The 23398-nt window shown below is 41.2% G+C and carries 22 protein-coding genes; 9 read left to right on the top strand and 13 right to left on the bottom strand.

Annotation, left to right across the window (positions count from 1 at the left end):
* Positions 1-87 precede the first annotated feature (87 nt).
* Entirely contained in the window at positions 88-1122 is a 1035-nt protein-coding gene (locus DD616_RS06595; protein ID WP_208872098.1) for a glycosyltransferase family 9 protein, read from the top strand.
* Here DD616_RS06595 and DD616_RS06590 read toward each other — a convergent pair.
* Both DD616_RS06590 and DD616_RS06585 read right to left on the bottom strand, forming a co-directional pair.
* Positions 1091-1876, bottom strand: a complete 786-nt coding sequence (locus DD616_RS06590) for a glycosyltransferase family 2 protein (protein WP_208872097.1) — start codon at positions 1874-1876, stop codon at positions 1091-1093. The two genes, DD616_RS06595 and DD616_RS06590, sit on opposite strands and share 32 nt — an antisense overlap.
* A complete protein-coding gene (locus tag DD616_RS06585) occupies positions 1873-2943 on the bottom strand; it encodes a glycosyltransferase family 9 protein (RefSeq protein WP_208872096.1) in 1071 nt (356 codons plus the stop codon). Before DD616_RS06585 ends, DD616_RS06590 begins: the two co-directional genes overlap by 4 nt.
* Before the next feature lie 115 nt (positions 2944-3058).
* Between DD616_RS06585 and DD616_RS06580 the strand changes: the two genes are divergently transcribed.
* Together DD616_RS06580 and DD616_RS06575 are read left to right on the top strand one after the other, a co-directional pair.
* Positions 3059-3751 carry a 3-deoxy-D-manno-octulosonic acid kinase gene (locus DD616_RS06580; protein ID WP_208872095.1) on the top strand — a complete coding sequence of 231 codons (693 nt, stop codon included), beginning with the start codon at positions 3059-3061 and terminating at the stop codon, positions 3749-3751.
* 16 nt (positions 3752-3767) lie between these two features.
* Entirely contained in the window at positions 3768-4727 is a 960-nt protein-coding gene (locus DD616_RS06575; RefSeq protein ID WP_161437790.1) for a WavE lipopolysaccharide synthesis family protein, read from the top strand.
* Positions 4728-4730: 3 nt separating this feature from the next.
* On the opposite strand, the gene DD616_RS06570 is transcribed toward DD616_RS06575, so the two are convergent.
* Genes DD616_RS06570 through waaF form a run of 8 tightly spaced genes read right to left on the bottom strand, consistent with a single transcriptional unit; the run spans position 4731 to position 12513 of the window.
* The gene (locus DD616_RS06570; RefSeq protein WP_129532048.1) at positions 4731-5660 is read right to left on the bottom strand and encodes a WavE lipopolysaccharide synthesis family protein; all 930 of its coding nucleotides are present in this window, start codon (positions 5658-5660) and stop codon (positions 4731-4733) included.
* Positions 5657-6400 carry a glycosyltransferase family 2 protein gene (locus tag DD616_RS06565; protein WP_208872094.1) on the bottom strand — a complete coding sequence of 248 codons (744 nt, stop codon included), beginning with the start codon at positions 6398-6400 and terminating at the stop codon, positions 5657-5659. The genes DD616_RS06570 and DD616_RS06565 overlap by 4 nt, the downstream gene beginning before the upstream one ends.
* On the bottom strand, positions 6397-7980 hold the full coding sequence (locus tag DD616_RS06560) for an aminoglycoside phosphotransferase family protein (protein ID WP_208872093.1): 1584 nt from the start codon (positions 7978-7980) through the stop codon (positions 6397-6399). Before DD616_RS06560 ends, DD616_RS06565 begins: the two co-directional genes overlap by 4 nt.
* Positions 7971-8351, bottom strand: a complete 381-nt coding sequence (locus DD616_RS06555; protein WP_088732963.1) for an HAD-IIIC family phosphatase — start codon at positions 8349-8351, stop codon at positions 7971-7973. The genes DD616_RS06560 and DD616_RS06555 overlap by 10 nt, the downstream gene beginning before the upstream one ends.
* A 14-nt stretch (positions 8352-8365) precedes the next feature.
* Positions 8366-9631 (bottom strand): lipid IV(A) 3-deoxy-D-manno-octulosonic acid transferase, encoded by a 1266-nt coding sequence (waaA, locus tag DD616_RS06550; RefSeq protein ID WP_208872092.1) that lies wholly within the window; start codon positions 9629-9631, stop codon positions 8366-8368.
* Between the two features lies 1 nt (position 9632).
* On the bottom strand, positions 9633-10427 hold the full coding sequence (locus DD616_RS06545) for a glycosyltransferase family 32 protein (protein ID WP_161439605.1): 795 nt from the start codon (positions 10425-10427) through the stop codon (positions 9633-9635).
* 11 nt (positions 10428-10438) lie between these two features.
* Complete coding sequence (locus DD616_RS06540; protein ID WP_088732960.1) at positions 10439-11479, bottom strand: glycosyltransferase family 9 protein; 1041 nt, start codon at positions 11477-11479, stop codon at positions 10439-10441.
* Entirely contained in the window at positions 11476-12513 is a 1038-nt protein-coding gene (gene waaF / locus DD616_RS06535; RefSeq protein ID WP_088732959.1) for a lipopolysaccharide heptosyltransferase II, read from the bottom strand. Before waaF ends, DD616_RS06540 begins: the two co-directional genes overlap by 4 nt.
* A 178-nt stretch (positions 12514-12691) precedes the next feature.
* On the opposite strand from waaF, the gene DD616_RS06530 reads away from it, so the two are divergent.
* A complete protein-coding gene (locus DD616_RS06530) occupies positions 12692-13429 on the top strand; it encodes a glycosyltransferase family 25 protein (protein WP_208872091.1) in 738 nt (245 codons plus the stop codon).
* Positions 13404-14609: an O-antigen ligase family protein gene (locus DD616_RS06525; RefSeq protein WP_208872090.1), complete on the top strand. Its 1206-nt coding sequence runs from the start codon at positions 13404-13406 to the stop codon at positions 14607-14609. Before DD616_RS06530 ends, DD616_RS06525 begins: the two co-directional genes overlap by 26 nt.
* 91 nt (positions 14610-14700) lie before the next feature.
* Here DD616_RS06525 and DD616_RS06520 read toward each other — a convergent pair whose 3' ends face one another.
* The 3 genes from DD616_RS06520 to rfaD form a co-directional block, all read right to left on the bottom strand.
* Positions 14701-15261 (bottom strand): acyltransferase, encoded by a 561-nt coding sequence (locus tag DD616_RS06520; protein ID WP_208872089.1) that lies wholly within the window; start codon positions 15259-15261, stop codon positions 14701-14703.
* Between the two features lie 63 nt (positions 15262-15324).
* Positions 15325-17094: a bifunctional glycosyltransferase family 4 protein/polysaccharide deacetylase gene (locus DD616_RS06515; protein WP_208872088.1), complete on the bottom strand. Its 1770-nt coding sequence runs from the start codon at positions 17092-17094 to the stop codon at positions 15325-15327.
* 202 nt (positions 17095-17296) lie between these two features.
* The gene (gene rfaD / locus DD616_RS06510) at positions 17297-18238 is read right to left on the bottom strand and encodes an ADP-glyceromanno-heptose 6-epimerase (RefSeq protein ID WP_208872087.1); all 942 of its coding nucleotides are present in this window, start codon (positions 18236-18238) and stop codon (positions 17297-17299) included.
* 350 nt (positions 18239-18588) lie between these two features.
* On the opposite strand from rfaD, the gene DD616_RS06505 reads away from it, so the two are divergent.
* The 4 genes from DD616_RS06505 (at position 18589) to rfbB (ending at position 23397) form a co-directional block, all read left to right on the top strand.
* Positions 18589-19737 carry an LPS O-antigen chain length determinant protein WzzB gene (locus DD616_RS06505; RefSeq protein ID WP_231140406.1) on the top strand — a complete coding sequence of 383 codons (1149 nt, stop codon included), beginning with the start codon at positions 18589-18591 and terminating at the stop codon, positions 19735-19737.
* Between the two features lie 219 nt (positions 19738-19956).
* A complete protein-coding gene (tviB, locus tag DD616_RS06500) occupies positions 19957-21237 on the top strand; it encodes a Vi polysaccharide biosynthesis UDP-N-acetylglucosamine C-6 dehydrogenase TviB (protein ID WP_088732954.1) in 1281 nt (426 codons plus the stop codon).
* Positions 21238-21322: 85 nt separating this feature from the next.
* Entirely contained in the window at positions 21323-22354 is a 1032-nt protein-coding gene (locus DD616_RS06495; protein WP_088732953.1) for an SDR family oxidoreductase, read from the top strand.
* On the top strand, positions 22351-23397 hold the full coding sequence (rfbB, locus tag DD616_RS06490) for a dTDP-glucose 4,6-dehydratase (RefSeq protein ID WP_088732952.1): 1047 nt from the start codon (positions 22351-22353) through the stop codon (positions 23395-23397). The genes DD616_RS06495 and rfbB overlap by 4 nt, the downstream gene beginning before the upstream one ends.
* Position 23398: the final 1 nt, after the last annotated feature.

Here is a 23398-nt window from a genome sequence, read left to right as displayed (position 1 = left end):
TAACAAAAAGACTCAAAATTACCTATTGAACTCGGTATGATGTAGCCCGCATTAAACTGTGACACTTAGCGAGTGAGAGAAGAGACGATGAACAATTTGTTGGTGATCCGTAACGATAAAATTGGTGATTTCATGCTGGCTTGGCCAAGTTTTGCGATGCTAAAAGCCTCGTTGCCAGATTGCCATATTACCGCGTTAGTCCCTAGCTATACCGTCGCGCTGGCCGAGCTTTGCCCGTGGATTGATGCGGTGATGGTCGACCCAACGGAACACGCGTCCTCTGCGCAGAAAAAACAATGTATTCAAGCGATTAAACAGCAACACTTTGATGCCTCGATCAACCTCTTCTCGACCACTTACAATGCACTATTAGTTTGGAAATCTCGTATTCCTTATCGTTTAGCGCCGGCGACTAAATTCGCTCAAATTTTTTACAACAAACGAATTAAGCAAAAACGCTCTCAATCAGCCAAACCAGAATATGAGTATAACTTAGATTTGGTACGCGCTTTTTTGCATGATATTGGCAAAGAGGTTGTCGAGCCGAGCGCACCTTATTTGCAATTTGACCAAGCGATGCTTGCTGAACAAAAAAGCAAACTGGCTGCGCAACTTCATCTCGATATAAGTAAACCGTGGGTGTTTGTTCATGCCGGAAGCGGCGGTTCAGCGAATAATTTGTCGCTAGAGCAATACACGCAGTTAGTGATGGGGATTGATGGCAAGCAAGAAATTATCCTTACTGCCGGGCCGGGAGAAGAGGCGAAAGCCGCGCAGTTAAAAGCTTTGATTGAAGAAAAGGGCGGGCGAGCGGTACTGTATGATAAAAATGAAGGACTTGTTGATTTCTCACGATCGATTGCTTGCGCTGATATTTTTATTGCAGGTTCAACCGGGCCTTTGCATATCGCTGCTGCGATTGATGTGCCCACAGTTGGCTTTTTCCCCGCCAAACGTTCAGCCACGCCACTGCGTTGGCGACCATTGAATTCACAAGGTCGCCATATCGCTTTTTGTCCACCACAAGCAAAAGACAAAGAAACTCAGGCCGATATGAGTCGCATTGATATTAATGCGGTGTTAGCTGAACTTAACCCTTGGGCGGCTCAGTACTGGTTCTAACCCATAAATCGGCGTATTTAACAAAGGTTGAGTGCGCCGATAATAAAGAAAGCAAGAAGCCTTGCTTACCATCTAAAAAGCCTGCTTTTAAAACGTACATTTTCAAAAAGCAGCCAAACGCATGCAAAATACCTTGGCTAATGCTGCTTTTTTTACCACGTTTTTCTCGTTGCTCTGCCCATGCCTTGGCATAACCTGCGGATTTAACTAAATAATGATGAATATCGTTATAGGTGTAGTGAATCGCATCACCTGCAAGATTCTCGACTTTCATGCCATCTGCGACTTCGACTTTTTCATGCACCAAAGCCTCGTTATATTGCGTTAATTGAGTTGGGTAGAGGCGCAACACGCGATCAGGATACCAACCACAGTGGCGAATATAGCGGCCAAAAACCCAACTTAAACGGGCAAATTGATACAGTGTATTGGCTTTATTAGCGGTGACCGCTCGCTGAATGCTATCTTTTAACTCTTTGGTCACGCGTTCATCGGCATCTAGCCACAACACATAATCAGACTCGATATACGACTGCGCTAAGCGGCGCTGTGAGCCAAACCCAGGCCACTGCGAATTGACAAAAAACTTGTCAGTATAACGGCGTGCAATCTCTTCGGTATTATCACTGCTACCTGAATCTAAGACGACGATTTCATCTACCCATTGGTGAACGGTTTCCAAGCAAGCTTGCAGATGTTGCGCTTCATTTTTAACGATCAGCGCAACGGCTAAAGTAGGTTTGCTCACATTCATTCCTCGGATATTGGGTTTAGCTGAAAATCAGCCGTTATCTTATCAAACATTTGGATAATATGGCTTGCTTGAATGCGCTGCATCGCTTGTTCATCTTTGACGCGAGTACGCCAACTGACTTGCTCTTTCGTTTTTCCTGTTTCGGCAAACAGTGCTTCATCATAAGCCGACACCACATAATCACGATACTGATAAGGCCCTGTGCGCTGCGGATTATGGTGAGCGTATAAACCGATAACGGGAGTATTCATTGCATTGGCCATGTGCGCTGGGCCTGTATCTGGCGCTATCACTAAATCGGCTAAGTCGAGCAGTGCCAACATCTCTTTAAGCTGGCTTTTACCAACGACATTGAGTACCGGCTGAGTAAGTTTACTCGCTATTTCGGCTGCTAGATCAACTTCAATTTGCGCAGGGCTACCGGCTAAAATGATATGCCAACCAAGTTGTTGAGCATGCGTTATCACTTCTACATAGCCTTCAGCGGTCCAATTTTTATAAGCCTTACTCGCGGCAGGAACCACGACTAAATTACGCTTTGAATGTGCAAGTTGCTGCTTGGCCCATTGATGATCGGAATCTGAATAAGTGAGTGACCACTTAGGTTCTAGCTCTCTGACTCCAAGGCATTCAGCAAACGCGAGTAAGCCATCTAATACATGAGGCGCTTGAGGCGATACCACTTTTACATTAGTAAATAGGTGCTGGAAATCTTGGCTGCGGGCGGCATCAAAACCGAGTTTATATTTAGCTTTAATACCCAGAGTGGCAATACTGGCACGAAAGGCATACTGCATATGCAAAAGCGCATCGAAGGATTGCCCTTTAAGTTCTGCCCACAGTTTTTGATATGCTTTCCATCCCTGTTTTTTGTCGAATATAACCACGTTTATATTAGGCAAATCAGTGAGTAACTGCGCTTCCAGTTTTCCAGTGATCCACGTGATATGAGTTTCAGGCCATTGGTGTTGAATTGCTTGCACGGCGGCCACTGCATTGCACACATCGCCAATCGCCGACAGACGCAACACACAAATTGAGCGTGGAGCAGAAGAAAAGAGAGCCATAAGTGACATCGGTATAGAGAAAGTTAGTAAGAATTATGCAGATAGCGCCGATAAATGTAAAATACCAAACAAGCATGATGAAGCACATTCAATCTCGTCATTAAAAAGTGAAACGATGAAAACGCTGAAAAAAGAGAATCAAACAATTTGGTATGACGAGCATTTGCTAGTTGAAGATCCGCTCCACTGTTTTAACCCTGAGTTTTGGCAGCAGGCTGGTAGCGTCACAGGTAGTGCAACGGGACGCGGAACGACATGGTTTGTAAAAGCTGAAAAAATAGAAGCAGCACTACGCCACTATAAGCGTGGTGGATTATTCGGTAAGTTAGTGAGTGACCACTACCTTTTTTCAGGTTGGCAGAAAACTCGCAGTTTTCAAGAATTCGAATTACTCAATACACTGAGAGAGGCTGGGGTGAATGTTCCACGCCCGATTGCAGCGCGAGCAGTAAAGCGCACTTTTTGTTATCAGGCAGATTTACTCAGCGAGAAAATCCCGAATGCCCGCGATCTGGTGTCTATTTTACAAGAACGTCCATTACCGACTGAAATGTATGAAAAAATAGGCCTAGAAATTCGCAAAATGCATGATGCGCAAGTCAATCACACCGATCTCAATATCCATAACATCTTGATTGATGGCCAAGAGAAGGTATGGATTATTGATTTTGATAAGTGTTGCCAGCAACAAGGCGAGAGCTGGAAGAAAGGAAATTTAGATAGATTGAAGCGATCGTTTGAGAAAGAGGTCCGTAAGCGAGGGATTCATTGGATTCCTGAAGCTTTTCACATTATTTCTAAGTGCTAAAATGAAGAGTAAAAATATGCTATTCGAGCAGATTACATTCGTTATTCAAGGACCTATTGCTCCGTCTATTACCTCAATATCTGTTCAACGTTTACGATCAATTTTCCCCGGCTGCCAAATTATCATATCCACTTGGGAAGGAGAAAATACACAAGATATTGAAGCTGATCTCATTATTTATAACAAAGATCCAGGTTCTACGGTATTTGTGTATAGCAAACAAAACGATCCTATACCTATCAATATAAATAGGCAAATTGTGTCAACTGTTTCTGGATTACGTCATGTTAAAACTAAATTTGCTGCGAAATTGAGAGCTGACAATATATTAAACAAAACAAGGATGTTAGAACTGTTTGAGCAATTCCCTTTACGCAGAGATAATTATGCAATACTGAATAATCGGCTTGTTTGTTCTAATTATTTTGCGAAGGAGTTTGAGAGGGGGTTACATGTACCTTTTTTCTTCTCTGATTTTTTCCAATTTGGTGAGGTGGAAGATCTACTTAAAGTATGGGATTGTCATATGTATAGTGATTATGATTTCCAATCAGCGTTGAGTGGTAAAAAACAGCACAAACATTATCCAAATGATAGCGTCAATGTAGAACAGAAGATTTGGAGCCATGCCGCAAGGAAGCTATATCCTGATGAATTAACAGATGAACATGGTGACCATTTTGCGCGGCAACAGTCATATAATTTTATGATCAATAATCTTATCATTGTTGACGGAGATGAACTTGGATTAGAGGTACCAAAACGCCTTCAACAGTCAAATGGCTATCCCTACGATTTTATTACGTTTCAAAGATGGAAGTGGTTATATGAAAAAGAATTTTTAAAAACTAAAAGTACTCCATTGAAATTTAAATTTTTTTGGTATTTTTCATTCATGATTAAGACTTTGAAAAAAGGAGTTAGACTCAAATTAAGGAAAATGTTAACCCCTATTGTTATTAAAGTCAGAGAGTGATATTTAAATCAAAGAATGGATCTTTTTAAGTATACGGCCAACTTGATTTTTATAGTAACGGTACAGACGTTTCTTATCACGTGGGATTGATGTTATTTGGTTAAGATACAGCCAATCTTTTAAATCATACTCAAGTGCTAGATTACCTCGCTGATAGAAACGTTCAGTCACATCTAATCCCAGTTTTTCTGGGCCATCAATCAGTAAGTTATTCGCTATAAACTGTGGCCAAAACTCTTCACCTAACCCTGCATGATCGCAGGTTTTACTCTCGATATGGTGCTCTTCACCGAGTAGCGCTGAGATCCAATTCAGACATAAAACTTGCTCTGTTGCTGGGTGGCGTGCTTTGTAGCCCGGCTTAAGCGTAAAGTGTAATTCTGGTATCCAGCGATCAGACCAAATGGTCAGGAGATCTCGGGTCAGGCCAAAGTCAAACAGATCGCTTTTATGAAAATGAACCGGATGCCCATAGTGACTCGAAATAAAAAACGTGCTGCTGGTGAGTACCCGCTGAGTCAAAAATTGATAATTCTGTGCTCTGGGGACATCGGCATATTGTTCATACAGCTCAACAAATTGGCGACCTGTCAGCAGGTTATCGGTGCGTAGCTTAACCGCATAAGGCGTTTTTACCGCTTTCAGCCCCATGTGGGTACTGTACATCTGACGGTTATTATTGAGTTTGAGCGGCTGACCGTCATAAAAAACGGTATTTGAGCCGGGATCATCCAATTCCAACACTTGGTCGTAATCAAGGCCATCCAACGGCTGCCCTTTCCAAGTCGACAGAATGATGGTCGATTTAGGAAAAAAGCGACGTATGGAGTTCAAACATTGCTCTGTGATGCCAGCGATTTGCTGGCGACTGGCACTGGCTTGCACTGGCCCCTGCACAACAAAGGTGATCGCTTCATCATCAATCTTGATCATGGTTGTGGTTGCCTCAAAAAGTCCGTGTATTCATCTGGTACGCCACAAAAAATGACCTCATGGCGTGCGATCAAGTGGTAGTGAATATTCAACCCATTTTGAATGAGTAAATTGTAGAGCGGTGCAATGTATAGCTCGCCTCTCTCCCATTCTTGGCTAGGTCTGGCAACGTATTCACGATACGCCTCCAAGTAATCTTCTTTACGATTGAAGTGATAAAGCCCGGTACTACAGAGATCGGAAATCGGGTTTTTCTCCGCGGTCTGGATCACTTTGGTGCTTCCGGTATGTTCTGGTTTGGCGAAAGACCAATTGTTACCGCTGCCCTGAAACACTTCTAGGTAGCCATCACTGTGTTGGCTAATGTCAGGGAATACAAAATTCGGGCGGAATGTGTCGATGTTAAACACCGTGATCGATCCTTGATAGTCCACGCCTTGCTTTGCTAATTCCTCTAACCCTAAAGTCACCGTTTCGGCTTGGCCGCGAGTTTCTGTATGCAATTCAGCAATGTAAAACTGTTTAATGCCAAGCTGAGAGGCTTTTTCGCGCACAAACGCTGCGGTGTCGTAAACATTGCGCACAATGAACAGAAACGGAGTGTTAGCAAAATACGCAGCAAAGCTGCTGACCGAGTGTTCAAACAGGGTTTGACCGTGGGCTTCAAGCATATATTTGGGCTGGGTATAACCGGCTTTAAAGAAGCGAGAACTCATTCCCGCCATTGGGATCACAATCATTGATCAAGCCTCAATAAAATTTGATGGAGACGGAACGCATTAGCAAACAAGGCATCTTGGCGACGGCGATCATCGGCATGCAAAGGCAACATCGATAAGAAAAGTTGAATTTGCATCGCGTAGAGATTTTTCGCCGTGAGGCCAAAAGTCTGTTCAATTAGTTCGATAAAGCCTTGCTGCGTCTCTTTATGTTGGCTCTGCTCTGCAATCTTTAATTCGATCGCTTTGTCGCCAATCTCAACATGGTAGTAACCGGCAATAATCCAATCATACAAACCAAGAATTGAATGACTCAGCTTAGCTAAATCGTAGCGGATATCACCATACAGTGTTTTCTGCCCGTCAGGCGTCATCCCTCTAGGGTCGATCGTTTTAATTTTGTTGGCTCGGAAGTCATACAAAATATTGCTAAAGCAAAAATCACCGTGCAAGACGCCCAGTAAGGGTTCTCCATTAGGCAGATGTTTTTGGCTATCGCGCAGAATTTGCGCGAGCGAGACATCTTGTCCTGCAAATTGCCACTTTTTTTCTAACGTGATGCGTCGCGATGCACAGAATTCGTTAAGGCGTAGAGTGGTTTTATCGGCAAACAGTATGTCGAGAGTATTGATGGGATCATTCGGCTCGGTAGGTTGCTCAAGGCACAGGCTTAAAAACTCCACCGCGCTGGCTAAGATTTTTTGCCAGATTTGACTCGGCAGCTTGGAAAAAACGAATAACTCATTCAGCGCAGTGAGGTAGAGATATTCTAAGCGATAGGAAATTTTCCCCTCGCTGTTTTGACTACCTAAATATTGTGGGATGAAACCACGCATTGTCATCGGCAGATTGTCAAACCAGTAAGCTTCAGCAGCTATTTTTTGGTTCTTTATGCTCGATTTTTCAATCCATTTGGCGGTTATAGTGAGCTCATTAAAGGCGCGCTGAGTTGTGAATTCAGCTTTGGAATGATAGTAAGTATTCACATGACCAAAATCGAGCCAGCCAATCGAGTTGACGGCACTTAAGCCTACGTTTTTATGATAGCGGTTAAGACCAGCAATAAATTGCCACTCACTCTGTGTAATACTGCGAACTAGTTCACGTGGGCGGCTGAATTTAAAGTAGCCATCGATAATCCGCTGACTTTCGCTATTCATTGGAGTGTTGGCATCTTGTAGCCAATCAACTTCATCATTAGTCAATACGGCCCAGTTATAACTGTCTTTCGCGGTGGAAACGCTGACAATATCATCTCCAACAGGAAGTTGGTTAAAAAGCGTATCACCGTAGAGGATGTGCAGTGGTGCATTAAGTGAGTGGCCACTAATATTGAGTGCAGCAACCAAAGAAGCGCCAAGGCTCAGTCCATCAGGCGTAGCGATAATCGTCACCTGATGCTGTTCAAGCCACTGACTGTCGATTTCTGAGATAGCATAAGATTCAGGCAAAGAGAGATAGACTTTTAAGCCTTGTGGTGCCAAAGCGACTTGATGCTGAAACAGGCGACGATTGCCTAAAGGTAGAAAGCTAGGTGGAATACGCCCAAATTCAGATTCCAATTCTTGCCCGACGTAGGCACCAGACATTATCAGGAACATGATTTTTCCTTCTCGAAGAGTTGGTGGATCTCTTCCAAACTCATTGAGGAAAATTCGGTAGGGCGCACGGCGCGATCATCAATATAAAAGCCGTCGTGCCCACACCAAGGTTTGCCCACTAAAATTTCATCATACGGAACTTGGTGTTTATCCAGCCACTCAGTAATGATAGGAAGAGTATGGATATTGATTTTACCGACGTTACCTTCATAAGTGCGCATATTACGCGCCGTTGAAATCACAATCTCAAACCCCTTTTGCTTATAATTGCGCAGTTGTTCAATCACATCCATTCTCGGTAGGACGTTTTTATAATCGGAAGTATTGGCTTGAGTTAGTGTCCCATCAAGATCAACAATTAGTCGTTTCATTAAGAGTATTCTCTTTATAAATCTAAATATTCAAGTGTTTTGGCAAGAGCGCCACGGTTTTGTTCTACGATTTGATAACCCTGCTTGCCGCGATGAATACGCTGTTTGTTATCAGTGAACCATTCACAAAGCATTTGTGCAATTTGCTCTGCATCTTGTGTGATCACACAAGCATCGGCTTGATTGAGGGCTTGAGTGATTTCACTGAAGTTGTAATAACTTGGGCCAGTCAACATGGGTAAACCAAGCGCAGCTGGCTCGAGTAAATTATGCCCACCGACTTTGTCACCCGCTAAGCTTCCGCCCATAAAGCAAATGTCAGCAGATCCCATGAGTACTAGCATCTCCCCCATAGTATCAGCTAGATAGACCTGTACTTCTGGATCGAGTTTATTCTCTGTTTGAGTTCGCCGCACACTCATAAATTGTGTTTTACATAACTCAAAAACAGCATTAAATCGCTCAGGGTGGCGCGGAACAAGCATAAGCAGTGCGCTAGGGTGTGCTTTAAGTACTTTTGCATGAGCGGCTAACACTTGTTCATCTTCACCTTGGTGAGTGCTTGCGGCAATCCAAATTGGTCGTTCTTTACCTAGTTGATGCCTTAACTGCTGGCCTTTTTCTATGGTTTGTTGATCGATATTGATATCAAACTTCATCGAACCGGTGACTGTCACTTTGTCAGCAGGTAATCCGAGTCGAATGAAGCGCTGTGCATCATCTCGATATTGGCAAAGTACACGCGTTAAGTTAGATGCTAGTAAATTAAAAATCGGCTGAAATTTAGCATACCGTCGACATGAGCGTTCAGATAAGCGAGCATTAATAACAGTAATAGGAATAACTGCTTTTGAAACCGTATGTAATGTGTTTGGCCATAACTCTGTTTCCATGATCAGCATTTGGCTTGGCTTTATCCGTTTTATAAAACCACGAACGGCAAAAGAAAAGTCAAAGGGCATGTATCTATGCTCGGCAAGCTCTTTTAATTTAGCCGCTTGTTCTGCACCGGTGGGGGTTGTGGTGGTAATAACAATCGGCTGATCAGGATATTGTGATTTGAGTTCTTTTATCAGTGGAGAAACTGAAAGCGTTTCTCCAACCGATACTGCGTGGATCCAAATAGGGGATTGATTAGTTTTAAGCGGTGGTGTGAAGCCAAAATGCTCTTTCCAGCGAGCACCAACACACGGCTTGCCCGGCCGCTTTTTGTACAAGCCCCACATTAAAAAAGGAGAAGCTACACAGAGAAGTAAGGTATAGAGAGCACGAATCACCACTCTACTGTTCCTTTTTCTTTACCAAATCATCCGGATTAATGTGAGTCCATTTCGAACGAGGGCGATCTATATATTGAAAATGTTCATTGGTAAAACTACCTTGAATACAAACGTATTTTCTATCTTTTGTGCAAAGATCTTCTCTGCCTTTAAGTAATTCATCAAATACGCCAGGCCCGGTTGAATAATAAACGCCCATTTTAGGGTCGTAGTTCTCAATGTTATGCAGTACTTTTTCAATCGCTTGGCTGAGGTCGTTATTATTGGGTGCTGAGGCGATAAAGTAGTTGGTAAAACGAGTATTGTTGTCAATCTTTATGTAAACCGCTTGTTGCTCATCGCCAATCAGTTTATCGAGAGACCATACCAAAGTTGCGTCAATGTCCATATAGACGCCCCCTTCGTTATTGAGTACTACTAAACGCCATAAATCGGCTTGAGCAGCGCCGTTGGTTAGCCGCATGTAAGCATCATAGATTTCAGTTGATGCGTGTGTTCGTAAATACTCACCACGGGCTTCGGTACTTACATAGCGATAGTCACAATTGAGCGACATTAATCGATTAAATAAGTAGTTAATATAAACGGGTAGGGAGGCTTGATCGGTAAAGTTGGTTTGCCAAATTGTACGTGGAATAGCACTGCGATTAGAACGAGTCCATTTTGCTGGTGAATAGGCAGGAATGGTAAAACGCAATTTTGGAAACACCCAATGAAATGGGTAAGCGAGCATTTTAAAAATATTCCCGGTCAAGCGGATTAATCGGTTGGCGATTAATACAGTTACTTGGCTCATATTGATTGATCCTATCTGTTTTTTTCGGTTATCGAGCGCTGTTTCAACGTGGCAGTAATCGCTGCAGTAATTTGCTCAGTAGAAGGCTTTTCACCATTAGCATTCATCACGATCGTATGTGTTTCATACAATGGTGTATAACGAAAAGGGACGGTAGCGTAAAAAATACCAACAGTTGGTGTGTGGGTCGATATGGCCAAATTGCGTATGCCAGTGTCTGGAGCAATCACTAACGTTGCTTTCGCAATAAACGTGACTAATTCATCTAAAGGTAAGCATGGCTGAATCGTTAATTTTCCAGCCTTTGCAAGATCTTGTAGATACTCACCTTTTTCAAACTCATTTTTTCCCTCAAGGAAGACATGTTTTACATTGGGTTGCTGCTCAATAGTTTGCTCGATGACAGCACGCATTTCAGGCTTAGATAAGATTTTTCTCAGCTGCGAAGCTCCACTGAAATAGACAAGGTAAGGTGTCTCAAAATCACAAAGTTGCCTGTTGTCTGGGTAGGCAAAATCGAGAGGATAGCTTGGGCTGTGGCCAAGGATTTTAAGCATATCGAGCATGCATTCTACTTCTGGTTGAAAGTCAGAGCGAAATACTGCCAAGTTATACAAGGTGCCACATAAAAATGGCGTGTAAGGAAAGCCAACTTTGAGTTTTGCTTTAGTCAGTAATGTCATCCAGTAAGAGCGATTTGTCCCAGCGACATCAAATATAATATCTTGCTCTTCCAGTTGGCTGTAGTCTTGCCATTTTTGCTTGAGTGATAAGTGTTTTGAATCCTCACGGCTTTTCATTACCACTGTTTTATCCGCTAACTCTGCTGGTGTTCCATAGAGGTAGTTTGAAACGGTGACTAATGTTATTTCTGCATGAGGGAAGAACTTCCGAGCTTCAATCAAAAAGGGGCGCACAATGACTTGATCACCGAGCGCAGCATGGCGAATGACGGCAATTTTCTTGATCGCTAAAGGATTAAAATAACCATTCAAGTATTGGCGCGCGGCCTTCGAGGCATAAGCCCCTTTTTCAAACCAGAGGTGTTTCATGAATCTTTTCCAATAAATCTATCTAAAGCTTGAATAACTTGCACCGGTTGCAGTTGATTTAGGCAATTTAAGTGCCCTAATGGGCAGGTTCGCTTAAAGCATGGGCGGCATTCAATATCGGTATACACCATTTCTAAGCGCTCAGTTAGCGGTGGCGTGTATTGCGGTGAGCTTGATCCATAAATTGCGACGATATTACAATCTACGGCGGCGGAGACATGCATTAATCCTGAATCATTACTGATGACGGTATGGCAAGCAGCCAACAGATCCACAGCTTCAACAAGTGAGGTTTGTCCAGCTAGATTAAAGGCATATTTTTGTTGTTCGGTGCTAAGTGCTGAACGAATGAGGTCACATACTTTGCTATCCTTGGTCGAGCCAAAAAGCCAGATTTGATAGCCGCTTTCAATAGCGTGTTGTGCAACTTGAGCATAATAGTGGTCAGGCCATCTTTTAGCCGGACCAAACTCAGCCCCTGGGCATAAACCGACAATTGGTTTGGTTGTCGATAAGCCTAATCTTGAAATGGCATATTGCTGAGCTTTGCTATCAACTAATAAAGAAGGGTGAGGGCAGTTTTCTAGCTGCACTTCATCGAGCATGCTTTCTTTTGAATAAGCAAGAGCCACATAGCGTTCAACCATATACTGGAACACTTTACGATTAGGGCGAAGATCAGTAAGTAAGCCGTAGCGAAACTCACCCTTCCAGCCAGTACGAGAAGGAATACCCGCAAATAGCGGTATGAGTGCTGATTTTGCCGAATTTGGTAAGACATAGGCATGAGTGTAATTGTTGCGTTTTAGCTCTTGGGCGAGCGCCCATCGACCTGCAAGATTAAAAGCGCCGTGCCCAATCGACATTTCAATCGCGCAATTCACTTCTGGCATGCGCTCCAAAATAGGTTTGCACCAAGCAGGGGCTAGAACGTCAATTTGTACATCAGGATGCTGTTGCTTAAGGCGCTGATATAAACTTTGTGACATCACCATATCACCTACCCATGAAGGGCCCACAATCAGTAACTTCATTTTTCACCGTCATTCTTATTTTACGACCATTCTAGCACAGCACTCGTTTGATAAAACTCAATTTCTGTTAACAAATGCATTCAAATATTAGGTAAAATATGCTCTAATCCCCCTCAATCTGAGAATAAGTATTGCGCAGCATATTGGCGAGCATATTATAGAAATTCGAGTTTTTGTGATGAAAATTTACGTCATTAGCCTTAAAAACAGCCTAGAAAGACGAGCATCAATTGAGCAACAAATGGCTAATTACGGCTTGGACTTTGAGTTCTTTGATGCGATTGATGGTCGAGTTGATCCTCCACATCCTTTGTTTGCCAATTATCACTACACAAAGCGATTATGGTTTACCAGTGGCAAAATGCCCTCAAAGGGGGAGATGGGTTGCTATGCGAGCCATTATTTGCTCTGGCAAAAGAGTGTTGACTTGAATGAGCCTATCATTATTTTAGAGGATGATGCAGAGCTATTACCTTGCTTTATACAGTTTATTGATCTAATCAAAATTAAAACTCAAGAATATGGATTTTTGAGATTGGAGGAAGCTTGTGATCGTAGTCAGCTGTTCTTGAAGGAACAGGCAGATAACTACGATATTTATTTTCTAAGTAATAATTTTGGTGGCGCTAGAGCTTATGCACTTTCTCCTGATGCAGCAACGAAATTACTTAAGTTTTCACAGCGCTGGTCGATGCCTGTTGATAACTATATGGGGTCACTATATTTGCATCAGATGCCTTCATTCTTATTTTCACCAAGTGTAGTTGCAAATCCTCAATACTTTGAGACAACGTTTCAAAATGAACGGCAACCCAATGCTCCATTATACAGAAAACCTACCCGTGAATTTTACTCACTGTATCGCAAAATAAAAATGGCTTTAGCTAATAATGCTTATAAAAAACAAAATAATTAATCATATAGAAAAGTTATTTTTATTATCACCTTTATTGTTTGTTTTAATGGTGATATTTAATTTCTCTGATAGTAAATTTATTCTTTCAAGGTTGATACCAATAGTTGCTATTTATTGTCTGTTGAGATATCGACATGCAATTAGGGAAAACTGGCATTCAGAGTTAAGAGGTTTTTTTATCTCTGGATTATTGATAATCGTGATTTTCTCTGGCTATCATTTTTTCCGTGGTGATGAATTTTCTTTGCCTAGAACGTTAATTGCAAGTTTGGTTTATTTGCTTTTTGTGCCGTGGAATAAAATATCACGCCAGTGGATTTATTACATTGTTGCATTAGCTTCAGTTATTTGTGGGCTAAATGCGTTGTATGAACATTTTGTGATGAACATTGCGCGTGTTGGCATTGCGACAAACCCGATACCTTATGCTTTATATGTTTCTTTTCTCTTGTTGTGTTGCGTTTACTTTGTTTTAAATCAATCAGATAAAATATTGAAAACGCTTGCTGGTATAGGCGGCTTGCTTTCGTTGACAGCCATCATCATGACCGATGTGCGAGGGGTAATTCTCTTTTTACCTGTGGCGATTCTTTATTTGATGATTGTTGCAGTAAGGCCGACCGTTAAACATTATATTTTTTGGTGTTTTTCAATATGTGTTATTTCGGTGCTATTTTATGCATTTTTTGAGAAAGAAATTGATACTCGGATTAAACAGACGCAATACGAAATTTCGATGATAGAGAAAGGGAGCCATCATACCTCTATCGGTATTCGGTTGGACTTATGGAAGCATAGTTTGGATGTGATTGTTGATGACCCTATTTTTGGTCTTGGGGATGACAGTTTGCAAGACAGCATTTCCGGTATGAAAAATCGTGGTGCAGCTATTCAGCCCCATTTACATAATCAATATTTAGATTCTTTAGCCCGCTATGGGGTAGTGGGAACTCTGGTAATGCTTTTATTTTGTTTTACTTTAATCATTAATTTTACTCGTTCGGGTGTTAAATATATCGGTAATCCACTAGTTAATAGCATGCTCATTATGCTTATACTTGCCGGTTTAACTGATGTTCCCTTGCACCATACACATCTTATTTATTTACTAACGATCTTGTGTGGCTTGTTGATCCGTTTTTCAGAGATAGGAGAGGATAAAAATCCGCCATCTGTTTAAATGATATTTATTATTATCTACTTGTGCGTTAGAATAAAACAGGCTTTTGTGATAAGAGTTGTTTTAAATATTTATTGAATAAACGGTTAGTTTAAAAAGTTAACTCTTCCTGCCAAACTATAGAATCAGCGATAACTCGAGCAGGATTACCCGCTGCTACTGAGTTATCGGCAACGGAATGTGTTACTGTTGAGTTAATACCAACGATCGAACCATTGCCAATTGACACGCCTTTTAATACAGTGACGTTATCGGCTAACCAAACTCGTGAACCGATATAAATACTTTTAGCTAAATTGATACGCTTCCCATCACGCAATATATCATGGCCATCACTGGTCATTATCTTTACATTACGTGAAAACATACAGTTGTCACCGATAACAAGTTGAGTATTACGTTCTCGGCAAGAGAAAAAGCAATTTCCCCCTATAACACAATTTGCCCCGATTTCTAAGGTGCAGTTTTCACCATTCAACTCAATTGAAACGCCTTTTAAATTAGCACCATCATGAATGATAAGGTGATTATTTTTACCATTGACGTGAATGTTACAATAACGAATACGAGTATTTTGACCAACCTGAATATGATTGTTCGGTTTAATCCTAATTTTATTACGCAATTTTTCTATAAAAGAGAAACCAGACATATTCAATCCCTTAGTATGAGCTTCGGTTAATAAACTAAAGTTGTTATTATTTGCACGCCATAGTTAGTTCCCTAATTTACGAAACGTGTAATTACCGCGCACTTTACGCCATAGGCCAAACACATTGGTTTTAGGGAATATAGCAATACGTCGAATTTGATATAGATCTTGATGTATTAACAATGGGCCGCTGTTGGTTGCAACCGAAAATTGATAGCCACATTGATGCACGAGCTGTTTTGAGTGCTCATCATGATCGCCGTAGGGGTATGCAAAAGAAACCAGTTGTTCACCTAGTAGCTCTTCGAGTTCAAGTTTATTACGTGAGATCTCTTTATGCTGTTCAGATTCACTGAGTTTGCTGAGAAATGGATGAGTCATTGTATGGCCGCCAATTTCAACCAGCCCTGAATCGTGTAATGCTTTGACTTGCTTGCGAGACATTAAAGGCACTGGTTTTTCTGGGTTGCTCGGTACTTCAACATCCCAACGGTTAAAATCCTCCCCCGTTACTACATAGACAACCGCTTTAAAACCGTATTTTTGTAATAGCGGTAACATCAATTCGTAGTTATCTTGATACCCGTCATCAACCGTTAAGATGATATAGCGCTTGCCTGATTCAAGGCGGTGAATAAGCCCTTTATCCGCTAAATCTTTAAAGGTTAGCGTTTCAAACCCCATTTTTTTTAGCAGGTTGAAGTGCTTTTCAAGCATGTCAATATGCAGATAGGTACCATGTACGCCCTTTTCACTTTCATCCTTAATAAAGCGATGATACATAATAATCGGCATCTCTTTACGCAGCTTTTCAACATGAACCGTTTGATAAATATCTTCTATTTGATCGACCACATTGGTTAAGCTGTAGCTGTGCTGAATTATCTCACTGACTTGTGGCGAGCAGTGTGGTGTTTTTAACCCTTGTTCTACATATTGACTAACTTTTGAAAAATCAATATCGAGATCTTTAGGCCCGATGTCACCGAAGTTGCTTGCCATGGCCGCAGCGATATTATCGTCATCGACAATACCAATTGCACTTGCCTCACCGATTGCCAGGGTAGGCCGTCCACACAGCAAAGATTCCATTGCCACTCTGCCAGCCCCAATGACTAAGTCTGATTGAGCAAGTATCGAGACGACATCTTGTGAATAACCAAGAAAGTGAACGTCAGAAGTAAACTTATCAAAACGCGCTTCAATTTTAGAGCCAGATATGACCTGAATCTGGTATTTTGCTGAGTCTAAACACTCATCGAGCAACCGATAGCAAAGATCCCCTTTGGGGCCGGTTAACCTACCAATAATACTGACCACGGGTTTGCTATTTTGAGGAGCGTTTTGCCAAGTGAATTCTTGCGTTTCAATGCCGTTTCGGCTTACGACGAGCGAGCTTTGTGGAACATTCAATTCAGTCATGAGTTGTTGTTCAATGGCCTCACAAACCGGTAGTGCTTTGTCACCCATGGCGTGAAATTTTTTACGAGATGCGTGTACAGGCTGACGACCATGTACTGTGGTGACCATAGGCGTATTTGTTAATTTGCAAGCAATGTGACAACTCCAACTGGAGGCGCGAGAGTGAGCATGCACTAGTTGGATATGGTGTTTCTTAATCAGATAAATAAGATAACCCACATGCCAAAAGCGGCGAGGAATACTGCGTTTATTAAAACGGAGTTTATAAAATAGCCCTTGGTGAGGCTTTGTTAGCGTATCGGAAACATAAAATACCTTATGCCCACGCTTTGTCAGCTCATCACCAACGGTAGTGGCGTAAACCTCCGCCCCAGTGACCTCAAGTTGAGATAAGGCCATTAATATATTCATCAATACTCCACGAGTTAGCAGCCAATGCTTTCCATATGTCTAAGAAACATGCTCAATTTTTCATTCCGCCCTCTTCCAATCGTCACTCCATATTAGTCTTCCATTGAGAGGATAGATCTATTCGTTACTGCTTTTTAGGGAGAGGTGTTTACCAGTTCCTCCCCCTTTTAGGGGGAGGTTAGGAGGGTAATAACAGCCATCACTACTTATTAATCAACGCCATATACTCAGCCACACCTTCAGCCACAGTCTTAAATTGATGCTGGCAACCAGCGGCGCGTAATTTCGTCAGATCAGCTTCAGTAAACTCTTGATACGCACCTTTTAAGTGGTCAGGGAATGGAATGGTTTCAACCTCACCTTTACCATGGTACTTGATAACGGCTTTAGCTACTTCTTGGAAAGATTCAGCATTGCCAGTACCCAAGTTATAAATACCGGATACTCCGCTGTTCATAAACCATAAATTCACAGCCGCAACGTCACCCACATAAACGAAATCACGCTGGAAGGTTTCACTACCTGCAAACAGTTTCGGGTTTTCACCCGCATTCATTTGATTATTTAAATGAAAAGCAACAGAAGCCATTGAGCCTTTGTGCTGTTCACGTGGGCCATAGACATTGAAATAACGAAAACCGGTAATTTGGGAAAGAGTTTCACCGTGTGTTTGTGCTTCTTGCCAAATACGGCGCACATAGTTATCAAACTGCTGCTTGGAATAGCCATACACATTCAGCGCACCTTCATACTCTTTTTCTTCAATGAAGGTATCGGTATCGCCATAGGTTGCGGCTGATGAAGCATACAAAAATGGAATGTCGCGCTCTAAGCAGTAGTGCAGTAGCTCTTTAGAATATTCATAGTTATTAAGCATCACATACTTGCCGTCCCATTCGGTGGTGGCAGAACAAGCGCCTTCATGGAATGCCGCTTCAATAGGGCCGAAATCCTCACCAGACATGATCTGCACCAAGAAATCGTCTCGGTCCATGTAATCGGCAATGTCCAGATCAACTAGGTTTTTGAATTTACGCCCATTTTTTAAGTTATCGACAACAAGAATATCAGTAATGCCTTGTTCATTTAGCGCTTTGATAATGTTGCTGCCAATCATGCCAGCGCCGCCAGTTACGATGATCATAGATTTGTCCTGAATAAATGTTAGCTGCATGGAAGTATAACATTTCAAGAAGTATTAGGAAGAGTGGCATAGATGATGTACCAACTGGTTGCAGGGTGAGCAATTGCTGTTGTTGATATGTCGGTTGCATCACAATTATTCCGTGCAGTTAAAAAAATGGAGTCTAGATTGGATAAAATAACGGGCTGTAAAAATGACTTCATTCTGAGTGGTTTAACAACTCGCTATCTGACTATCGCCACTTTGGTATGATTAAGGTACAATTTCGCCAATTAATGCAGTGACTAACTACTACACAAGATGAAGTGTTATTGTATTGGGGTCATACCCAAGGGCGGTAGCGTGCCTAAATGTCAGAAAAAGGGAAATTTGTGAATAACCATTACCAGTCATCCAACCCAAATCCTCCACATCCGCAAATTCCAAGTTTTTACGAACAGAATGATGAAATCGATCTCAAAGAGCTTTTTATTGCTCTTTGGCGAGGGAAGTTGATCATTATTTTTACTACCTTGGTGTTTACGATAGGCGCTATTACTTACGCGTTAACGGCGCAAGAGTGGTGGAGCAGTAGCGCGAAGATTGCAGTGCCGCAAGTTCAAGATTTCACGGAATATCAGTCTCAAGTTAAGCAGTACCAACCAGTTTTTGACGTTTATCAAGAAGACGGTACGATGTTGGTGGATAACTATTTAGATGGTTTGGTTATGCCTCAACAGCTATTTCAGTCATTTGTCATGGCTTTTGAGTCGAATAAAAATAAACGTGATTTTTTAGACAGCAATGCGTTTTTTCAAGATTTCAAGAATAAGTTGGATGCCGATGCCGATGCCGATGAAGCTACACGTCGTTTGTATAATGAATGGTTTAATAAACTAACTGCGTCACAACCCGATAAAAGCAATAAAAACATTATGGAACTAAAGGTTCAGGCAACAACAAAGCTTGATAGTTATAATATGTTACAAAGCTATATTACTTATATAAGTGGTATCGTACAGCGTGATGCCTTGTTGAACCTTAAGGCAGCGATTATTAGTAAAAAGAATGAGTTACTGCAGCAAAAGAATGCACTTTCTTTACAAGCGAAACAAAACCTTGAAGTTGAAATTCAACGAGCTGAGTACGCACTGCAAATAGCGAAAGCAGCAAAGGTAAATACACCTGTGCAAAACTTAGGCGAGAAAGAAATTTTTTCAATCAACCTAGGAAGTGCGGCTATTGAAGCAAAAATAAATGCGTTAAAAACTATATCAAACCTGAGTGTTATTGAACCGCGTTTACAGCAGATAGACTCAAAACTAACGCTAATTAACAACACAAAAATAAACCCTGATATAGAGTTTGCTACCTTTCAATATCTTGATAATGTCCAAATGCCACTGAACAGAGATAAACCTAAACGAGCACTAGTTGCCGTGTTAGGGGCGTTGTTGGGTGGAATGTTAGGTGTAGCGATTGTATTGGTTAGGTTTGCATTTAGGAAAGAGTCTAAATAATTTATTAAGCACCTATTGGGGCTTGCTACAGAAAAACTGTAAAGCCAATACATTATAGTGGATGGTGTAAAATAGACTGTCTCAAAGTGAACAAAAAGTGTTTCAGTGGCTGAATATATCTGAGTTGCTTTGGTGATGAATTAGAATTAGTTGACTCTTTCACTAACGTAGATGTCGACTTGTGAGTAGAATTATTATTAACAATTAGGTTCATGGCTTATGAAATTTTCAGTAGAAAACGCAAAAATTGCAATCATTGGTTTAGGTTATGTTGGGCTTCCACTTGCGGTTGAGTTTGGCAAAAAATCAACAACGGTGGGGTTTGATATTAATCGAGATCGAATTAATGAATTATCCCAAGGTTGTGATAGCACGCTTGAATGCAGCGATAAAGAATTATTAGAAGCCGAGTACCTAAGCTATACATCCTCTCTTGAAGACCTAAAACAATGCAATGTTTACATTGTAACTGTACCAACACCAATTGATGAGCATAAACAGCCAGATCTAACCCCGTTAATTAAGGCATCTGAAGCAATTGGAACGGTTGTCAGTAAAGGTGACGTCATCATTTATGAGTCTACGGTGTATCCAGGGGCAACTGAGGAAGAATGTTTGCCTGTAGTGGAGGCTATTTCTGGTCTCACGTTTAATCAAGATTTTTTTGCCGGCTATTCACCTGAACGTATCAACCCAGGTGATAAAGAGCATCGAGTGACTAATATTCTAAAAGTTACGAGTGGTTCAACAGAGGAAATTGCCGAGTTTGTTGATCAGTTATACAAATCAATTATCGTTGCCGGTACGCATAAGGCGTCAAGCATTAAAGTAGCGGAAGCTGCAAAGGTCATTGAAAATACTCAGCGAGATGTCAATATTGCGTTAATTAATGAGTTATCCATTATCTTTAATAAATTAGGAATTGATACATTAGAAGTGCTAGAAGCTGCAGGAACTAAATGGAATTTTTTACCATTCCGTCCAGGTTTGGTGGGTGGTCACTGCATCGGTGTGGATCCTTATTATTTAACTCATAAAGCGCAAACTGTAGGCTATCACCCCGAAATGATTCTGGCTGGTCGCCGTCTCAATGACAATATGAGTAAGTATGTTGTATCTGAGTTGGTTAAAAAGATGCTTAAGCAACGTATTCATGTTGAAGGTTCTAATGTATTGGTAATGGGCTTAACATTCAAAGAAAACTGCCCAGACTTACGCAATACTAAAGTAGTAGACATTGTTTCGGAACTTAAAGAGTATAACATTAATGTAGACATTGTTGATCCATGGTGCTCAAGTGAAGAATCACAACATGAGTATGGGTTAAGCCTGATTGATGCACCAAAGATTGGTCATTATGATGCAATCATTTTAGCGGTGGGTCATAATGAGTTCAAAACTATGGGGGTTGGTGCTATCCGTCAATTAGGTAAAGAGACGCACGTTCTTTACGACCTAAAGTATGTGTTAAATAAATCAGACGTGGATATGCGTCTGTAGCTGATACTTATCTATTCATAGAAGTGAGGGCTACTTATAACGTTCTTGCTTATATCTCTCTTTTATATCTGTATTCGAGTTGAAGATGTCAAAATACGAACAAATTAAAACACAGTTATTTGAGTCTCCTAAAACATGGCTAGTAACTGGCGTTGCAGGTTTTATCGGTTCAAATCTTTTAGAAACGCTACTAAAACTAAATCAAAAAGTAGTGGGGCTTGATAACTTTACTACCGGCCATCAACATAATTTAGATGAAGTACAAAGTTTAGTTACTGAAACACAATGGAATAATTTTAGATTTATAGAAGGTGATATACGGAATTATTCTGATTGTGAGCAAGCGATGACTGATGTGGATTATGTATTACATCAAGCAGCATTAGGCTCAGTTCCTCGTTCGATTACAGACCCCCTGACAACAAATGCCGCAAATGTTACTGGCTTTATCAATATGCTTCAAGCTGCAAAAGAAGCGGGTGTATTAAGCTTTACGTATGCTGCAAGTAGTTCAACTTACGGTGACCACCCAGCATTACCAAAAATTGAAGCTAACATTGGCAATCCACTATCACCATATGCTGTTACTAAATACGTTAACGAACTTTACGCTGGTGTATATGCTCGCACCTATGGGTTTAAAACTATTGGTTTACGTTATTTTAATGTCTTTGGGCCGCGCCAAGATCCAAATGGAGCCTACGCTGCAGTGATCCCTAAGTGGACCTCGGCAATGATCACAGGTGAAGATGTATTTATCAATGGTGATGGTGAAACCAGCCGGGATTTTTGTTTTATTGAGAACACCGTACAAATGAATATTTTGGCTGCGACGGCGTCAGAAGAAGTCAAAGATCAAGTTTATAACGTTGCGGTTGGTGATAGAACGACTTTAAATGATCTGATTGCCGCCATTGATAAATCATTGAGTAGTAATGGATTAAAAGTAAATGCATCGCCTGTATACCGAGAATTTCGTGTAGGCGATGTGCGTCATTCTCAGGCGGATATACGCAAAGCAAAAGATGCTTTAGGCTACTTGCCCGAATATCGAATATTTGAAGGTATTGATAAAGCGATGCCTTGGTACATAAGATTTTTAGGGTATAAAGAATGAACATACTAATTACAGGCGGCGCTGGCTTTATTGGCTCAGCTGTAATACGTCATGTTATTAACAATACTGATGACTCTGTTGTCAACGTTGATAAACTTACTTACGCTGGTAATCTTGAATCACTGCTTACTGTTGCGCAAAGTGAGCGTTATCACTTTGAGAAAATTGATATCTGCGATCGTGCTGCATTGGATAGGGTATTTAAGAAATATCAACCTGATGCTGTGATGCACTTAGCGGCAGAAAGTCATGTTGATCGTTCAATTGATGGTCCAGCGGCATTTATCGAAACCAATATTGTCGGTACATATACATTACTTGAGGCGACTCGCCAGTATTGGAATGAACTTGATCAAAATAAAAAGGAACGTTTCCGATTCCACCACATCTCTACCGATGAGGTTTATGGTGATTTAGAAGGGACTACAGAGCTTTTTACTGAAATGACGTCTTACAAACCAAGTAGTCCCTATTCAGCATCGAAAGCATCGAGTGACCATCTGGTTAGAGCTTGGTTACGTACTTATGGTTTACCTACAATTGTCACCAATTGTTCTAATAATTATGGCCCTTACCATTTTCCGGAAAAATTAATTCCTCTTGTTATTTTAAATGCACTTGAAGGTAAGCCTTTACCTATTTATGGTAAAGGAAATCAAATTCGTGATTGGCTTTATGTCGAAGATCATGCATGCGCTTTATATAAAGTGGTCACTGAAGGTATTGTTGGGGAAACTTACAATATTGGTGGTCACAATGAGAAGCAAAATATTGACGTGGTTGAAAGCATTTGTAGATTGCTAAATGAGTTAGTACCACAAGATACAAATTACCAAGATCAAATTACTTTTGTTAAAGATAGACCGGGGCATGATATGCGCTATGCTATAGATGCGAATAAAATTGAGCGCGAACTTGGCTGGATACCTCAAGAGACATTTGAAACAGGGCTGAGAAAAACCGTTGAGTGGTATTTGAGTAATATTGATTGGTGTAAACGAGTGCTCGATGGCTCTTATCAACGCGAACGTTTAGGAGTTTAAG

This window comes from Vibrio anguillarum (genome assembly GCF_003390515.1).
In the GTDB taxonomy this organism is placed as follows: Bacteria; Pseudomonadota; Gammaproteobacteria; order Enterobacterales; family Vibrionaceae; genus Vibrio; species Vibrio anguillarum.
This window is presented reverse-complemented; position numbering and strand designations above follow the sequence as displayed.

Bases quoted from the DNA above. Each gene is read 5' to 3' on its own strand.
- DD616_RS06540 (WP_088732960.1), bottom strand. From the start codon at position 11,479: ATGAAACACCTCTGGTTTGAAAAAGGGGCTTATGCCTCGAAGGCCGCG.
- DD616_RS06585 (WP_208872096.1), bottom strand. From the start codon at position 2,943: ATGGCTCTCTTTTCTTCTGCTCCACGCTCAATTTGTGTGTTGCGTCTG.
- DD616_RS06495 (WP_088732953.1), top strand. From the start codon at position 21,323: ATGTCAAAATACGAACAAATTAAAACACAGTTATTTGAGTCTCCTAAA.
- tviB (WP_088732954.1), top strand. From the start codon at position 19,957: ATGAAATTTTCAGTAGAAAACGCAAAAATTGCAATCATTGGTTTAGGT.
- DD616_RS06595 (WP_208872098.1), top strand. From the start codon at position 88: ATGAACAATTTGTTGGTGATCCGTAACGATAAAATTGGTGATTTCATG.
- DD616_RS06555 (WP_088732963.1), bottom strand. From the start codon at position 8,351: ATGAAACGACTAATTGTTGATCTTGATGGGACACTAACTCAAGCCAAT.
- DD616_RS06525 (WP_208872090.1), top strand. From the start codon at position 13,404: ATGCTTATAAAAAACAAAATAATTAATCATATAGAAAAGTTATTTTTA.
- DD616_RS06530 (WP_208872091.1), top strand. From the start codon at position 12,692: ATGAAAATTTACGTCATTAGCCTTAAAAACAGCCTAGAAAGACGAGCA.
- DD616_RS06580 (WP_208872095.1), top strand. From the start codon at position 3,059: ATGAAAACGCTGAAAAAAGAGAATCAAACAATTTGGTATGACGAGCAT.
- DD616_RS06575 (WP_161437790.1), top strand. From the start codon at position 3,768: ATGCTATTCGAGCAGATTACATTCGTTATTCAAGGACCTATTGCTCCG.
- DD616_RS06565 (WP_208872094.1), bottom strand. From the start codon at position 6,400: ATGATTGTGATCCCAATGGCGGGAATGAGTTCTCGCTTCTTTAAAGCC.
- rfaD (WP_208872087.1), bottom strand. From the start codon at position 18,238: ATGATCATCGTAACTGGCGGCGCTGGCATGATTGGCAGCAACATTATC.
- waaF (WP_088732959.1), bottom strand. From the start codon at position 12,513: ATGAAGTTACTGATTGTGGGCCCTTCATGGGTAGGTGATATGGTGATG.
- DD616_RS06515 (WP_208872088.1), bottom strand. From the start codon at position 17,094: ATGAATATATTAATGGCCTTATCTCAACTTGAGGTCACTGGGGCGGAG.
- DD616_RS06545 (WP_161439605.1), bottom strand. From the start codon at position 10,427: ATGAGCCAAGTAACTGTATTAATCGCCAACCGATTAATCCGCTTGACC.
- rfbB (WP_088732952.1), top strand. From the start codon at position 22,351: ATGAACATACTAATTACAGGCGGCGCTGGCTTTATTGGCTCAGCTGTA.
- DD616_RS06570 (WP_129532048.1), bottom strand. From the start codon at position 5,660: ATGATCAAGATTGATGATGAAGCGATCACCTTTGTTGTGCAGGGGCCA.
- DD616_RS06560 (WP_208872093.1), bottom strand. From the start codon at position 7,980: ATGTTCCTGATAATGTCTGGTGCCTACGTCGGGCAAGAATTGGAATCT.
- DD616_RS06505 (WP_231140406.1), top strand. From the start codon at position 18,589: ATGTCAGAAAAAGGGAAATTTGTGAATAACCATTACCAGTCATCCAAC.
- DD616_RS06590 (WP_208872097.1), bottom strand. From the start codon at position 1,876: ATGAATGTGAGCAAACCTACTTTAGCCGTTGCGCTGATCGTTAAAAAT.
- DD616_RS06520 (WP_208872089.1), bottom strand. From the start codon at position 15,261: ATGTCTGGTTTCTCTTTTATAGAAAAATTGCGTAATAAAATTAGGATT.